Consider the following 16204-nt stretch of genomic DNA (forward strand, 5'->3'; position numbering starts at 1 on the left):
CCATTTATCGAAGACGCAAAATCGATGTGGAACCAGTTTTTGGATTCTTGAAGGCTAATTTGCGTTTCACTCGATTTTCTGTACGAGGAAAATCGAAGGTAGAAAACGAAATGGGCCTCGCGTTAATGGCTGTGAATTTAAGAAAATTCACGGCCATTAACTAAAGAAAAAAAGAATTTACACACCAAAATAGAGAAAGGTGAATTTGAGTTTCCTCAAATTCACCTTTCTCACTATTTGAAGCTAGTTATGTCCCAGCCTCTTTTTTATTCGAAACTACATCATATGATGATTATCTTCTAAAATCGTTTCAGCAATATTAACGGCATGATCACCAACACGTTCTAAGTTACTTACAATATCGGCGTAAATAATACCTGCTGAAGCGGAACATTCGCCTCGATTTAATCGATGGATATGGCGTTTACGTAACACCCGTTCTAATTCATCGATACGATCTTCTTTACTTATTACTTCTCTTGCAAATTCTTTACTTTGTTTATCTAAAGCTAATACCGATAAACTTACCGTATCTAATACGAGCTCAAACATTTCTTTTAACTCTTGATTTGCATCATCACTAAACTTCACACGATTCATTTCTCTAGTTTGAATAAGTTCCACAATGTTTTCAAAATGATCCCCTACTCGCTCAATATCCCGAATATTTTCAAGTAATGAATGGTGTACCTTCGAGTCATGTTCAGAAAGGGATTCTTTAGATAACTCTACGAGATAATCAGTCGTAATTCGATCTAAATTATTAATAGCCTCTTCTAGTTGAACCGTCATTCCAACATGCTTTGTATCACTTGTGAACAAGAAATCCATTGACTCTTGAAGACCTTTTACGGCAAATTCACCCATCCGCACAACCTCTTCCTTTGCTTGTCCTAAAGCAATAGATGGAGATTGTTCAATTAATGATTTATCTAAATGTTTTGGTGCATACTCTACTGTCTTGTCCTCACCAGGAACAAGTTTTGTCACAATATATGCTAGCACACCAACGAATGGAAGTTGAATGATTGTATTAATCACGTTAAATGTACCGTGAGCAAAGGCAATTTGCATTTTATCTTCAAGTTCTAAAACGCCTGAAATCCATTCAACATAATTTGTAAATAACGGTAAGATCAATAGGAATATGATTGTACCAATTAAGTTGAAAATTACATGGGAAGCTGCAGCACGTCGAGCTACAATTGAAGCACCAAGAGCAGCTAAGACAGCAGTAATCGTTGTCCCTATATTATCCCCAAACAATACTGGAAGTGCACCTTGTAAAGGAATCAACCCTTCTGCATATAATCCTTGTAAAATACCTACTGTTGCCGATGAAGATTGAACAACGACTGTAAACAATGTCCCAGCGAGTACACCTAAAATTGGGTGATCACTAAAGCTTACTGTTAAATCAATAAAAGCATCCCAGTCTCGCAACGGTTTCATACCATCGCCCATCATTTCTAAACCGATGAAAAGTCCTGCAAATCCGAATAAAATTTGGCCGATATTTTGAACTGAATTCTTTTTAAAGAAGAATAATAGTACCGCACCAAGTGCCATGATTGGGTAAGAATAAGCACCAACGTCAAACCCGATAATAAAGGCTGTTACAGTCGTACCAATGTTGGCACCCATAATAACCCCAATAGCTTGACGTAAAGTCATAAATCCAGCACTAACTAATCCAACAGTAATAACTGTTGTCCCTGAACTTGATTGGATTAAGACTGTTACAACAATCCCGACTAACACACCCATTAATGGATTCGTCGTAAATCTATCTAATATATCACGAAGACGGTCCCCTGCTGCTTTTTGGAGACCATCCCCCATATACTTAATTGCAAATAAGAATAAACCTAAACCGCCTAAAAATTGGAAAATCATTGTCTGCCAATCCATCTTTTTTGTTTCACCCTTTCGATGTTGTCGACACTATTATTCATTATTCTCACATGTGATGTAAACGTTATTACAAAACTGCAATATAAAATTTACAATAGCTTTACAATTCGTTTGTTTTTTTGACACCTGCACAACATTTAACTTTTATAATTAATAGTTTATTGAAATTTTCGAACAATTAATTTAACAATAGGTTGATGAACTTCCACATTTTCTTCCGTCCGCTTTATCAACTGAAAGTATATTAAACCTATGCTATATTTAAACTTATGGAATGTAGAAAGGATGTTTGTCATGGCAAAAAGCTTAGTGCTAGCTGAAAAACCATCTGTAGCGCGCGACATAGCTCGAGTTTTAAAATGTAATAAAAAAGGAAACGGTTATTTAGAAGGGGAAAAATATATTGTAACTTGGGCATTAGGTCATTTAGTCACTCTTGCTGACCCTGAAAGTTATGACCTGAAATATAAAACGTGGAATTTAGAAGATTTACCAATGTTACCAGAACGGTTAAAACTAACAGTTATTAAGCAATCTGGTAAACAATTTAACGCCGTCAAATCCCAATTGTTACGTGGTGACGTAACGGAAATTATTATTGCCACCGACGCAGGTCGTGAAGGTGAACTTGTTGCCCGATGGATTATTGACAAAGCAAAAGTTCGAAAACCTATTAAACGTTTATGGATTTCATCAGTAACAGATAAAGCAATTCAAGAAGGTTTTAGAAACTTAAAACCTGGGAAAGCCTACGAAAACTTATATGCTTCTGCCGTCGCTCGTTCCGAAGCAGATTGGTATATCGGGTTAAATGCAACAAGAGCTTTAACTACTCGTTTTAACGCCCAATTAAATTGTGGTCGAGTTCAAACACCGACCGTTGCGATTATTGCGAAAAGAGAAGAGGAAATTAAAAACTTCAAACCACAAACTTATTATGGAATTGAAGCACAGACAACAGAAAACTTAAAATTAACATGGCAAGATGCCCAAGGAAATACCCGAAGTTTTAATAAAGAAAAAATGGATGCTATTGTTAAGAAACTAGGTAAACAAAATGCTATCGTTACGAGCATTGATCGAAAAGCAAAAAAGACATTTGCACCTGGCCTTTATGACTTAACAGAACTTCAACGGGATGCCAATAAAATATTTGGTTATTCCGCAAAAGAAACATTAAATATTATGCAAAAATTGTATGAGCAGCATAAAGTTTTAACATATCCTCGTACAGACTCTCGTTATCTTTCCAGCGATATTGTAGCAACATTGCCCGAGAGACTGAAAGCTTGTGGTATTGGTGAATATCGTCAACTGACAAATAAAGTATTATCCAAACCAATTAAAGCGAACAAATCCTTTGTTGATGATAGTAAAGTAAGCGATCACCATGCCATCATTCCAACAGAAGGATATGTGAATTTCTCTAATTTTAATGATAAAGAACGTAAAATATACGATTTAGTTGTAAAACGTTTCTTAGCTGTCCTATTCCCTGCTTTTGAATATGAACAATTAACCTTAAGCGCTAAAATTGGGGATGAAACTTTCATTGCCCGGGGAAAAACAATTTTATCGAGCGGTTGGAAAGAAGTTTATGAAAACCGGTTCGATGATGAAGAAACAGCAGATGAAGTGAAAGAGCAAATTTTGCCACGAATAGAAAAAGGGCAAACCTTAACGACTCAATTAATTGCTCAAACTTCAGGTCAAACAAAACCGCCTGCTCGATTCACTGAAGCAACACTACTGTCCGCTATGGAAAACCCTGTGAAATATATGGACACTCAAAACAAACAATTAGCTGAAACGTTAAAATCTACAGGTGGATTAGGGACCGTTGCAACTCGAGCAGACATCATCGATAAATTATTTAATTCTTTCTTAATCGAAAAACGTGGCGGTAAAGAGATTTATATCACATCCAAAGGTCGCCAGCTTTTAGATTTAGTACCAGAAGATTTGAAGTCCCCTACTTTAACAGCTGAATGGGAACAAAAATTGGACAAAATCGCCCACGGTAAATTGAAAAAAGAAGTCTTCATTTCTGAAATGAAAAATTATACAAAAGAAATTGTTTCAGTAATTAAATCAAGCGATAAAAAATATAAACATGATAACATTTCCACAAAGTCTTGTCCTGATTGTGGAAAACCGATGTTAGAAGTAAACGGCAAAAAAGGAAAAATGCTCGTTTGCCAAGATCGGGAATGCGGCCATCGCAAAAACGTATCCCGTGTGACCAATGCTCGTTGTCCTCAATGTAAGAAAAAGTTAGAGTTACGCGGTGAAGGAGATGGCCAAATATTCGTATGTAAATGTGGCTATCGTGAAAAATTATCGACTTTTGAAGCAAGACGTAAAAAAGAAGGCGGAGGAAAAGTGGATAAACGAAGTGTACAAAAGTACTTGAAACAGCAAGAAAAAGAGGCAGAACCTTTAAATAATCCTTTTGCAGATTTATTAAAAGGAATAAAAATTGATTAAGTCTAATGATTTAAGCACCTTAATTATTGAATACTTTCAATAATTAAGGTGCTTTATTTAAATCAAATGAATTATTTTATCTTCACTAAAATTTCTTCAAATTCTTTTTGATCCATTTCTTTAAATAATCTTCCGACTTTACCACTCAGTGAAGAAATAAAATCATTCGTTGGAGGCATGTTACATGTAAAAATTGGGCTTTTAAGGAGTTAAATTGCTTACAAGATTGCTTAATAACCATTAATTTAAATGGTCAGGTAACAGGGTAAATCTTCTATATTCCACGTTTTTAGATCGTAACTTTCTGGATCTACCAGGATATCCTAGTGACCAACAATATATCGATTTCCATATAAATAGTCGTAACCTTTATTATTGTATTTTAGTACATCTAAATACCGTGAGCTACCGAAGGTTTCTCAGCTAATACCAGGCTTTTCGCCATAACTTTTAGAACATATGAATAGGAATTTTCATTTCTTTGTTGTAATAATAGAAATTCGTTTTAATTTAATTTCACGCTTTAATTGTTTATTTTGATATTTCTTTAAACTCTTAAAGAAGGTAACCTATCTTGCATAAAAAGTTAACCATTATTTTATTACTATATTTTTTATTAATATTAACTACAACACAATATCTCAACAGTGTTTCTAATACATATATAATTTATTAGAAGTTAAATAAAGAGGAGATTGCCTACAACTCATTAATTGTATATATTTGTATAAAGAGTATATATAAACCAATTATACTCTGTAAAATATAATATAAAAAGGAGTGTTATAATGTGCAACAATTATTAAAAGAATGATTTGGTTTACACTAATACTTTTGATTTTAAATGCAGTTCTAGTACCACTTAGTACAGTTGCTCAAGCCTTAGATGCAGAATCAGATAAAATAATTTTAGAAAATGAAAAATCCGAAAATTCAAGCTCATTGTCATCAGATGACCTTAATATTTTCCCATCGACTATAATAAAAGAGACTGAAAATGAAAAAATATACAGACTTTCTATCGGTCATGAAGAATATGAATATCATGAAAAGTATTCTATAGAAAATAATATAAAACTAATAAAAACAACTAGCTACTTAGTAAATACTGAAGGCGAAAAAGAATTTATAGATTACTTCGAAAGACAAGAAGAATTAGAACTACACTCTCCTATTACTTTAGAAGATAACTTTGTACCCGATGAAGCAATTAGAAAAGATGAATACCAAATAATGTGTGGCCCACCTTGTGGATATATTGCAGTAATAGCAGTAAGAGCGTTGGTAAGTGGAACATACCGTTATTATTTGAAGAGAACTGCAACCTCAGCTACCCTGGCAACAGTTACTTCACAACCCGTTAGCAGAGTAGCACCTGTAATCGCAAATTACTCTCCTCGTGTCTTTTCTGCTGGTGGTAGGTCTTATAAAATTACCAAACAAGATATGCAGCACTTCCTTCAAAGACATCATATGAATTACTGGAATGCTGGAATAAGAGCTCCACAAAATGGACAAACGTTTTTTGTAAAAAATATGAGTACTAGGACACTTGATCACATTGCAAGTCAAGCAGTTCAAAGAAATGCAACTGCTATTAGCACTGCAAGAAGTAAAGGTTGGAGTTTCACAAATCAAATAACTTACACTTATAATGGTATAACATATAGAGTAGGTGTAGATTTAGTTAATAATAGAGTTACTCAATTGTATCCATTAACTACCTATATTGCTCCTTAAATGAAGCGGAGGGTTAATTCTATGAAAGTAGAAACATTTATATTAGTCCCAAATATTGAAGTGAAAGTTCCATTAACACCTAAAGATTTTGAAAAGAAGTTTATAAACATTGAGGATAAAGATAGGTATCAGGAAATTGAACGCATTATTAAAAATAGCAAAGATGAGTATTATTACGGTTTTATTAGAATTCTTCATAATGATTTGATCATCTTTGGTGAGGAGTTTTTAGACTACCTTCCGATTTATTGGATGGTTTTTACAGACATAATCCATACTTATTTAATGGAGGAATTTGTCGAGACTATTCTACCAGGTTATGAAATAAAACTATCTTTCAAAAAAATGAATAATGATGTAATAAATATTAAATTAGGGGACGAGATGTTTAAATTGCCAAATAATGAGTTCCTAATCAACTTATTAAAGGGAGGGAAAATTTTCTTCTATAATCATATGAAAATAACTGGTAGTAACACATATAGCAATATTATAATGAAAATAAATTCTATGTTAAACTTATTACTGGGGAAATAAGAAAATTTAGGGTCTATAATACAACTTTTTATAAAGATTTTCTAACAATAAAAAATAGAAGAACATATAAATAACGCGTTGGCAGAAGCTTTAAAAGGACTAAAATTAGATTAACTATATATGAAAACCATACTTACATCTTTTTTACGCTGTAAGTATGGCTTTTTATCATTTAATAATATTCCATTACTCGAAAAATAATGGGACAATATTAAAATATTCTTATTTCTCTTCTTTACTCGAAATCTTTTTATTAATCCCCCGGAACATTTGAGTATACATCGTTCCTTGAACAACATGTTCTAAGAAAAAATCACCAATTAACTTTAAATACTCATCATCATCGTACATTTTACGATTTTGAATTTCCATTTCCCCTAACCCCTCGTATGTTGCAAGTAGTGCATACTTATAATCTTGACCAGTAATAGGAATGAACACTTCAACAGTATGATCATAATGTTCATTTCGGTATTTTTTAATGTTTTGTAAGTTTTCGATGGCCTCTTTAAATTTTCCTTGGTTAATTTCAAAGGTCTGATATACATAAACGGGCATTAGTTCTACTCCTTAAAAATATTTAGATTGTGAAGATTTAATAATCTGTCCTATTACGTTCAAAGAATGAATAGGATGGTAAAAACCATCTATCTGTTACTAAAGGAGTTATAAAATGAGTATATTTTTTGGATACGTTTTTCTAGGGATATCACTTGCTGCCCCTATCGGTCCCGTAAACGCAGCACAATTAACGAAAGGTATATATGGTGGCTTTGGACATGCATGGCTAGTCGGATTAGGTGCCATGTTAGCGGATGCTATCTATATGCTTATTGTTTATTTAGGGGTGTTTCATTTTCTTGAAACACCATTTATGCAAACATTATTATGGTCATTTGGTTGTTTTGTTCTTATTTATACAGGCGTTGATAGTATTGTGAATGCTGGAAAAGAAGTAAAAATGAAAAACGTAAAGGGAAATTCATTAAAAAAATCATTTTTTTACGGTTTTTTATTATCCATCACGAATCCATTATCTATATGCTGTTCTGGCTAGGTATTTTTGGTTCTGTTCTTGCAAAAACCGTTTCAACTTACGATATAGACCATATTATTTTATATAGCTTAGCTATTTTTGTCGGATTATTCATCTGGGATATTACGATGGCTTTTATTGCTAGTAGCTTCAGAAAAATTTTAACAACAAAATTATTAGGTGCTATTTCAATCATATCAGGACTATCACTCATTGGATTTGGCGTGTATTTTGGTGTACAAGCCTTTAAATTACTATTTCTCTCATGACAAAGTTAAACCCCTCGAGGTAATTCGTTTTTTTTCTTCTTCCCTTTTCGCATAAATAGTATGACAATCAAGACCAATGCAACGAAGAGTATACTCACGAAAAAACCCATGCGATTCGTTTTATCAAAAATAGTGCCGCTTACTGCAAGTAATATTAGTAACATCGCTGAAATTCGCTTTATATGGTCAAAGGTTGTTGCTTTGATTAGTTTAGGGAATGATACAAGAATAAAAAACCAATTATAAATGAGCATTAATCCAGCTGCTGTTGTAATATACTCATATACTTTGTCTGGTACGAGTCTAGAAATAACAATCGAAATGACTAAAATGGAAATCGTTAATGCTAATGCGAAAGGTGGCACTTTAAGTTTCCCTTTTTTTGAAAAAAGTTTCGGTGCATCTCCTTCTTCAGCCATCGTAACAAGCATACTAGTGACCGCAAATAAAGAAGCAGCCATTGTAGAAAAACCTGCAATAATAATTCCTGCATTAAATACATGAGGGAAAAAATTTAAATTGTAATCCGCTAGAGCAATAACAAAGGGACTTTCTTCGGCATTAAACTGATCAAATGCAACTAAAGTTGAAGCCAAAATGATAGAAATTATATAAATGGACAATAACATGATTAACATGACTGTCGTCGATTTGATTACTTCTTTCTTTTGTTCGAGCCTTACTGATAAAATCCCCATGATTTCAATACCACCAAAAGCATAAAAACCAAAAATTAAGGATGACCATAAACCAGTTAATCCATTGGCAAATAATTCATCTGGAGTGTTCGGAACATTAAAGTCACGAATACTACCACCGAAAAAACCAAATAGCAAAAGAATGGCGAGTATGATAAACATAAATATTGCGGCCACTTTCATGACGGCAAATAAGTTTTCGGTTCGTTCAAAGCCTTTTGTTCCAATCAATACGACAATGATTCCAAGGGCAGCATAGATCGATGCTAAAATCCATAACGGAACATTCGGAAACCAGAAGCGAGTTAAAATCGAAAGGGCTGTCAATTGACTACCGGAAATAAGCATTTCTGAAAACCAATATACCCATCCACTACTGAATCCAGCCCAACGTCCAAAAGCCTTTTTAGCATATGATCGAAACGAACCTTTTTGCGGATCCTGAACAAACATTTTTCCAAGTAACTCCGAAACAATCATTGCTGTTAGCCCAGCGAGTATAAATGAAATCACAATGGAAGGGCCAGTTTTTGATATACCAATACCTGATCCGAGAAAATAACCTGTTCCAATTGTACAACCAACGCCAATTAAGGAAAGTTGCCACCATTTCAGCTTACGTTCACTATTTTTTTCATTTTTTCCTCCTACACGTGCTGGTATTTCCACCAAAACTACCTCCCCTGAATTCCTATTTATTATTGGCGTCGGAATGAAGTTTATTCATCCAAAGAGAAGCGTAAATATCGGAAAATCTCTATTACATTCTGTTTCATCCTTATAGGAAGATACTTACAGCTTTCTGAAGAAAGAAACTTGTACTTAAAAAAACCCGAACAAGGACACTTCAATTCGTAAGTGTTCCCTATTCAGGGTTTTTCATTTTTTCACTAAAATAATTCCTTAACGATTTTCACGGTTGTTTTTATTTTGATCAAGGTCACGGTTTAAGTTTAAATCCTCTGCAAACTCTTCACGATTGTTTGCATCTTGGTTGCGATTGAAATTTAAATCTTCAGCAAACTCTTCACGGTTATTTTCGTTTTGATTACGGCTAAAATTTAAATCTTCTGCGAATTCTTCACGGTTGTTTTGGTCTTGTCGACGGTTGTTATTTTTATCCACTATTTTTTCACCTCCATCCGTACTATTTTGAGTATTATCAATCTTTTTATACATAAAAAGAATATAGGACTCTCACCTTTCCGTCGTTCTCAAAAATAAAAAGCACCCTTAATTAAGAGTGCATGAAACAGTCGTTAACATTTCAATCTATCCAAGGTAGATACCCAAGATTAGGTTACAAATAAAAATTTAGTAACATGGCTTCCTACTAACTATGTTAAATTTTATTACTTCTTCTTTCTAAAAAGACAACGTCCCTCCAAACCCCATTTAACTTCCCGATTTTTTCACGTATTCCAACAACTCGAAAACCTGCTTTTTCGTGTAAATGAAGGCTGGCCTTATTTTCGGGGAAGATTGATGTTTGCAATGTCCAATAACCTAATTTTTCACTTTCTTCTATTAGTTTATTTAGCAACATTGTACCTATTCCTTTTCCTTTCGCAGTTGGTGCTATATAAATACTGTCCTCACCAATCCCGGCGTAGCAGGAACGATTTGATACTTGACTTAAACTAACCCAACCTAAGCATTCGTTACCTTCTACCGCAACAAATCGACATGTTGGGTGATGGGTGCTATCCCATTTTTCATAACTAGGTGCAGTTACCTCAAAGGTTGCATTTCCCGTTGCAATTCCTGCTAAATAAATGTTCTTTACATCTTCCCAATCCTCTTTCACCATCGTTCTAATTTCAACAGCCATTTTCATTCCTCCTTTTTTTTAAATAACTCAACTCTAAAGCATCTGAGTTGAGTTATCCTTAAAAAATCTATTTTTTGACTCACTTTATGTCATAGTTCTTTTTACTTCTGAAAATTCCTGAACTGCTTTTACAAAGTTAGAATAAGTGTAGGTTCCAAAAGAATAGATATTCCCTTTAAAAAAATGGTCCAACATATAATCTTCCGCCTGATTTAATGAACAATTATGGGCATTCATCACAAGGTTTATATAAGCCAAGAAATACTCTTTTGGCAAGTTACCACCGTGATTAACAGTCATTTTTATTCCCCCTTAGTTACAGCAACAATTTGAAGTATCAGAAACTAAGTTAATACTACAAACTCCCGTTTCAGGCAATTCAAGCTCTACCCTTTTCGAAGCCTCTATGTCCCCCGAAAGATAAGAAACAATAGAACGGATTTGTTCATAACCTGTCGCCATTAAAAATGTAGGGGCACGTCCGTAACTTTTCATCCCAACTATATAAAAATTTTTTTCAGGTTGTCTTAATATTTCTTCACCATGCGGCCGTACTGTACCACAACTATGAAGGTTTGGATCTATTAATGGGGATAATGCCTCTACACTTTCAGTTGCTGCATCTACACTTAATCTAATTTCCCGTAGGAAGGAGAAGTCTGGACGGCTACCTGTGTTCGTAATAATTTCATCGATTCCGGATAACGTGAATTCATTCCCTTCATATTCTCCGATTAAATCAATACCATTTTCATTTGAATTTAATTGGCGGATTGTAAAAGGTGTTAACACTTTAACAAAACCCCCATCAACTAATTGGTGAATACGACTACCTAGTTCCCCTCTTCCTTTAAGTGCATCTTTTTCTTCTCCTCCGTATGCATCCTCTACTCTTTTCTTTCTCATAATCCAGGAAATTTCCACATTATCTCCAAGTAGAGAAAGCTCTAGAATTGTATTAATTGCGGAATGACCACCACCAACAACTGCCACCCTTTTTCCTTCGTATCTTTCTCTATGGCTTCCTTTAATATCAGGAATGCCATAATATATTTGTTCATTCAGTTTTCGCTCTTCCGATGTCCAAATATTATCTGCATTAACTGGGTTAGGTTGTGACCATGTTCCCGTTGCATCAATTACAGCCCTCGCTTCAATTCTTTTAGTAATCCCTTGCTGTTCGACATAGATCATAAAGGATGATTCTTCCCGTGCTAGATTTTTCATTTTATCTAGCCCCTTTTTGCTAATCGACACAACTTTTGAATGTAAGTGAAGATTTTTTTCAATTGCTGGAAGTTTTGCTAATGGTTCTAAATAATTTTCTACTAACTCCTTACCAATTGGAAGAACATCTTTAGGGGGCTCATTCCACCCACTATTCTTTAACAATTTTTTTGCAACTTTATCAATGTTATATTGCCAAGGGGAAAATAGGCGTACATGACCCCATTCCAATACATGATGACCAACTCCTGAACCCGCCTCTAGCAGTATAAAGTTTTGGCCACGATCCACTAAATGAGCAGCAGCTGCCAAACCAATCGGACCAGCACCGATAATAGCTATAGGTAATTGATCCATACGATCGTTTGAGTGTTTATCCGTTTCCGAATGAACGTATTGACTTGGTGAACTACAGCAATTCGTTATAATGCCTAAGTCTCTTTCATTTTTCATCATTAAACCTCCTAATTATTTTACTTGTATTTTGCAAGTATTAATTAAATATAAAAGCAAGATTTCTCTTGCTTAATATAATGGTTTACAGCAAACTGTGGATTTTGACATCGCTTCATTTAATAATTTTAGCGAACGTATAACAGTCTCTCTTTCAAATTCATTCATATGTGAAAATACTTCGTCTAAATAAGCATTCATTGATTGGTCAATACTTGTTGCAACGAATTTCCCTTGCACAGTTAAACTCAAAATGGATACTCGTTTATCTTGTGATGAAGGAGTTTTTTTAACTAGTTCCATATTTACTAATGTTTGGATTTGTCTACTAAATGTCGTAATATCCATTGCTAACGATTCGGCAATTTGCTGCATAGATGGTTCAACATGTTTGTCAATTTCATAAAGGATATGACTTTGAACGATTGATATATCAAAGTTGCCTACAGAACAGCAATTTTTATCCAATAAACCGAATCTTCTCGTTAGTAAATGGAAAATATCACGTTTGTTTTCCATCATCTCACCTCTTAATTTATTTATACACTAATTATTTGCAAAATACAACTATTTTTCTGAATTTTTTTATTCCATTTTAGTTTTATGTAAAACCATCTACGTATCTTGCTAATATTCGTCTAACCAATGAATAGCTTCCAAATTAAAAAAAGCTACCATAATGGTAGCTTCTTAAAACGGAAATAATCCTTCATTATTCACCTGTTTCTTTGAACTTTCTTATTCTTGCTCCAATATCATCTCGAACCCGCTCGAACACTTTCCACTTTTCCTCTTCCGTACCTTGTGCTTTCGCTGGATCATCAAAGCCCCAATGTTCACGTTTTACAGATGGTGGTGTAACAGGACATTTATCTGCTGCATCACCACATAAAGTAACTACTAAATCAGCATTATTTAATGTTTCCAAATCGATAATATCGGATGTTTGGTTTGAAATATCAATTCCAATTTCTTTCATTGCTTTAATTGCATTTGGATTTACTCCATGAGCTTCAATCCCAGCACTTTTTACTTCCCATTCATCTGATGATAAAATTTGTTTTGCCCATCCTTCAGCCATTTGACTTCGACATGAGTTTCCCGTACATAAGAAATAGAGTGTTTTTTTTGCCACAGTGATTCTCCTTTATAAAATAAGCAAAGTTAAAAATAAACCTAATAACGTAATAAATAATATTGGTATTGTAAGTATAATCCCTGTTTTTAAATAAGTTCCCCAAGAGATTTTAACTCCCTTTTGGGATAAAACGTGTAACCAAACTAACGTTGCGAGAGAACCAATTGGTGTAATTTTTGGACCTAAATCAGAACCAATTACATTCGCATAGATAAGAGCTTCTCTTATAATCCCACTAGTATTCGTTTCTGCAATGGCTAACGCATCAATCATAACAGTTGGCATATTGTTCATCACAGACGACAAAATTGCTGCGATGAAGCCCATAGCAATTGTAGCTACAAATAAACCTTGTTGTGCAAAGGTTTCAATAACACTAGCTAATGACCCTGTTAACCAAGCATTCCCTAAACCATATACAACAACATACATTCCTATGGAAAAAAAGACGATATTCCATGGTGCCCCTTTTACAACAGCAGTTGTATTCACGACTGAACTTCTTCTAGCCATTAATAAGAAAAATATTGCAATGACACCAGCAATGATTGAAACTGGCGTACCAATAAATTCACTTGTAAAGTAACCAATTAATAATAACGCAAGTACATACCATGACAAATGAAACATTTTATGGTCTTTAATTGCCTCATTTGGATTTCTTAATTTAGAAATGTCATAATTCCTTGGAATACTTTTTCTAAAGTAAATTAGTAATACTGAAATTGTTGCAACTAAAGAGAAGATGTTTGGAATAATCATTCTCGAAGCATATTCAACAAATCCGATACTAAAGAAATCGGCCGACACAATGTTAACTAAATTACTTACAATGAACGGTAGTGATGTTGTATCTGCAATAAATCCACTTGCCATAATGAATGGGAAAATCATTTTTTCTTGAAAATTTAAATTTCGAACCATCGCTAAAACAATAGGTGTTAAGATTAAAGCCGCTCCATCGTTTGCAAATAATGCTGCGACAATAGCGCCTAAAATACTAACATAAACGAACATTTTTATCCCATTACCTTTTGCAGCTCTAGCCATATGTAAAGCAGCCCATTCAAATAACCCAATTTCATCTAAAATCAATGAGATCAAAATAATCGCTACAAAAGATAAAGTGGCATTCCAAGTAATCCCTATAACTTCACTAACGTCTTCAAAATTAACTACACCTACTAATAATGCAAGTATTGCTCCGCCACAAGCGGTCCAACCGATATTTAAACTTTTCGGCTGCCAAATAACAAATATTAATGTTACTAAAAAAATAATTGTTGCCAAAACAGATGTTAACAATCCATGTTCCTCCTACACCATTGACGCTCATATATAATCGTATGATTATATAATAATTCACTTATATAACGAATACAATCCCATCAACTTTATTTACACTTATAAAAGGTAGAAAACGCCATAAACGTTTCTACCTTTTAGATTGTACCATTATACAGTTTGTTTTTCAGACGATAAAGAATATAGAATGTTCCCTAATCGTTTAATTCCCTCTTCGATTATTTCCGGAGAAGTGTTTGTATAATTTAAACGGAATGTGTTGACGTTCGATTTATTTGTATAAAATGGATCTCCTGGTACGAAGGCTACTTTTTCTTCCATCGCTTTATAAAATAAGTCCAAAGAAGATGTTCCTTCCGGAAGCGTCACCCAAATAAACATGCCCCCATCTGGTTTTGTATAGTTCACATAAGTAGGGAAATATTTTGCTATTGCATTTAACATCGTTTCGGCTTGAGTTTTGTACAGTTGAACGATTTTTTCTATATGGGATCGTAAATCATTGTTTACTAAATATTTGTGAATAATCATTTGGGAAAAAATGTTCGTGTGCAAATCCGTTGCTTGTTTAGCTGTATTCACATGATTCATAAGTTCTTTATTTTTCGTTGCCATATAGCCGATTCGCATCCCTGGTGTGACAATTTTAGAGAAGGAACCTAACAATACTGAATTCTCTAAACGTCCAGCACCAATGTAAGGTATTTTTTCACCACTCCAACGCAATTCACCATAAGGATCATCTTCAATTAAAACAACATCATATTTTTTTATCACTTCATAAATAGCTTCCCGATTATCTTTCGTATATGTAATACCTGTTGGGTTATGAAAATTTGGTACAAGATAAATAAATTTAATATGCTGATTATGCTTTAACGTATTCTCCAATTGTTCTACATTTAGCCCATCTTCTTTTAACTGAACAGAATAAAAACTTGGTTCAGCTAAAGTAAAGGCTTGAATAGCTCCTAAATAACCAGGCTCTTCCATAACAATTCCTTCTCCTTTATTTACAAGAACTTGCGAAATAAGTTGTAATGCTTGTTGAGAACCGGTTGTAATAAGAATATCTTCAGGATTGAAATTTAAGCCATAGTCCTTTTTATATTTATCAGCAATATATTGGCGTAATGGTAAATAACCTTCTGTAGTAGAATATTGGAATAATTTCGCTCCATTTTCTTCAATGGCACAATGAATCGATTTTTGTAAATCTTCAATCGGAAACGAGATAGGATTTGGTAATCCTCCTGCAAAGGAAATGACATCTGGTGCATCTGTCACCTTTAAAATATTTCGAATAAACGATGATGGCGTATTTAAAATTTTTTCGGAGTACTTCATTTTATTTCCCTCTTTTGTTTGATAGTCGCTGATTATGAATTAATCAGTGTTATCCGATTTTATCAGACTATTCTAAAAATTTCAAAGAGTAATTGTAAAAATTCATTTGAAACATGGAATTTGCACATTGCCATTAACATGAATTTGCTGGAATACTCTTATTTTATTCAATATTAAGTTAACATTATTCTAACTTTTGCTTTTATAAAACAAGTTTCAAGT

General features: G+C 33.8%; 15 protein-coding genes and 1 pseudogene. 5 read left to right on the plus strand and 11 right to left on the minus strand.

The window, feature by feature from the left end; all coding sequences use genetic code 11:
* Positions 1 to 164 (plus strand): transposase (locus EC501_RS02165; RefSeq protein ID WP_148037789.1); only part of this gene is annotated, 164 nt, incomplete at its 5' end.
* A 112-nt stretch (positions 165 to 276) separates the two neighbouring features.
* Here EC501_RS02165 and EC501_RS02170 read toward each other — a convergent pair.
* Complete coding sequence (locus tag EC501_RS02170) at positions 277 to 1911, minus strand: Na/Pi cotransporter family protein (protein ID WP_421930380.1); 1635 nt, start codon at positions 1909 to 1911, stop codon at positions 277 to 279.
* 297 nt (positions 1912 to 2208) lie between these two features.
* On the opposite strand from EC501_RS02170, the gene EC501_RS02175 reads away from it, so the two are divergent.
* The 3 genes from EC501_RS02175 (at position 2209) to EC501_RS02185 (ending at position 6678) form a co-directional block, all read left to right on the plus strand.
* Positions 2209 to 4401, plus strand: a complete 2193-nt coding sequence (locus EC501_RS02175) for a DNA topoisomerase III (protein ID WP_122970656.1) — start codon at positions 2209 to 2211, stop codon at positions 4399 to 4401.
* An 810-nt stretch (positions 4402 to 5211) separates the two neighbouring features.
* Positions 5212 to 6141, plus strand: coding sequence for a hypothetical protein (locus EC501_RS02180; RefSeq protein ID WP_122970657.1), 930 nt, complete (start codon positions 5212 to 5214; stop codon positions 6139 to 6141).
* A 21-nt stretch (positions 6142 to 6162) separates the two neighbouring features.
* Complete coding sequence (locus EC501_RS02185; RefSeq protein WP_122970658.1) at positions 6163 to 6678, plus strand: hypothetical protein; 516 nt, start codon at positions 6163 to 6165, stop codon at positions 6676 to 6678.
* A gap of 222 nt (positions 6679 to 6900) precedes the next feature.
* On the opposite strand, the gene EC501_RS02190 is transcribed toward EC501_RS02185, so the two are convergent.
* Positions 6901 to 7236, minus strand: coding sequence for a hypothetical protein (locus EC501_RS02190; protein WP_122970659.1), 336 nt, complete (start codon positions 7234 to 7236; stop codon positions 6901 to 6903).
* A gap of 115 nt (positions 7237 to 7351) precedes the next feature.
* Here EC501_RS02190 and EC501_RS02195 point away from each other — a divergent pair.
* Positions 7352 to 7983 (plus strand): annotated as a pseudogene (locus EC501_RS02195) (LysE family transporter).
* A gap of 5 nt (positions 7984 to 7988) precedes the next feature.
* Here EC501_RS02195 and EC501_RS02200 read toward each other — a convergent pair.
* The 9 genes from EC501_RS02200 to EC501_RS02240 form a co-directional block, all read right to left on the minus strand.
* Positions 7989 to 9350, minus strand: coding sequence for an amino acid permease (locus EC501_RS02200; protein WP_421930381.1), 1362 nt, complete (start codon positions 9348 to 9350; stop codon positions 7989 to 7991).
* Positions 9351 to 9584: 234 nt separating this feature from the next.
* Entirely contained in the window at positions 9585 to 9806 is a 222-nt protein-coding gene (locus EC501_RS02205) for a hypothetical protein (protein ID WP_241559255.1), read from the minus strand.
* Between the two features lie 217 nt (positions 9807 to 10023).
* Entirely contained in the window at positions 10024 to 10512 is a 489-nt protein-coding gene (locus EC501_RS02210; RefSeq protein ID WP_122970660.1) for a GNAT family N-acetyltransferase, read from the minus strand.
* Positions 10513 to 10596: 84 nt separating this feature from the next.
* Entirely contained in the window at positions 10597 to 10812 is a 216-nt protein-coding gene (locus EC501_RS02215; RefSeq protein ID WP_122970661.1) for a hypothetical protein, read from the minus strand.
* A gap of 12 nt (positions 10813 to 10824) precedes the next feature.
* Entirely contained in the window at positions 10825 to 12192 is a 1368-nt protein-coding gene (locus tag EC501_RS02220; protein ID WP_122970662.1) for an NAD(P)-binding domain-containing protein, read from the minus strand.
* A gap of 72 nt (positions 12193 to 12264) precedes the next feature.
* The gene (locus EC501_RS02225; RefSeq protein WP_122970663.1) at positions 12265 to 12711 is read right to left on the minus strand and encodes a MarR family winged helix-turn-helix transcriptional regulator; all 447 of its coding nucleotides are present in this window, start codon (positions 12709 to 12711) and stop codon (positions 12265 to 12267) included.
* 193 nt (positions 12712 to 12904) lie between these two features.
* Positions 12905 to 13327 (minus strand): arsenate reductase (thioredoxin), encoded by a 423-nt coding sequence (gene arsC, locus EC501_RS02230; RefSeq protein ID WP_122970664.1) that lies wholly within the window; start codon positions 13325 to 13327, stop codon positions 12905 to 12907.
* A 12-nt stretch (positions 13328 to 13339) separates the two neighbouring features.
* Entirely contained in the window at positions 13340 to 14635 is a 1296-nt protein-coding gene (locus EC501_RS02235; RefSeq protein WP_122970665.1) for an arsenic transporter, read from the minus strand.
* Between the two features lie 150 nt (positions 14636 to 14785).
* Entirely contained in the window at positions 14786 to 15982 is a 1197-nt protein-coding gene (locus tag EC501_RS02240) for an aminotransferase-like domain-containing protein (protein WP_122970666.1), read from the minus strand.
* Between the last annotated feature and the right edge of the window lie 222 nt (positions 15983 to 16204).

This window comes from Lysinibacillus halotolerans (assembly GCF_003711845.1).
GTDB lineage: Bacteria > Bacillota > Bacilli > Bacillales_A > Planococcaceae > Ureibacillus > Ureibacillus halotolerans.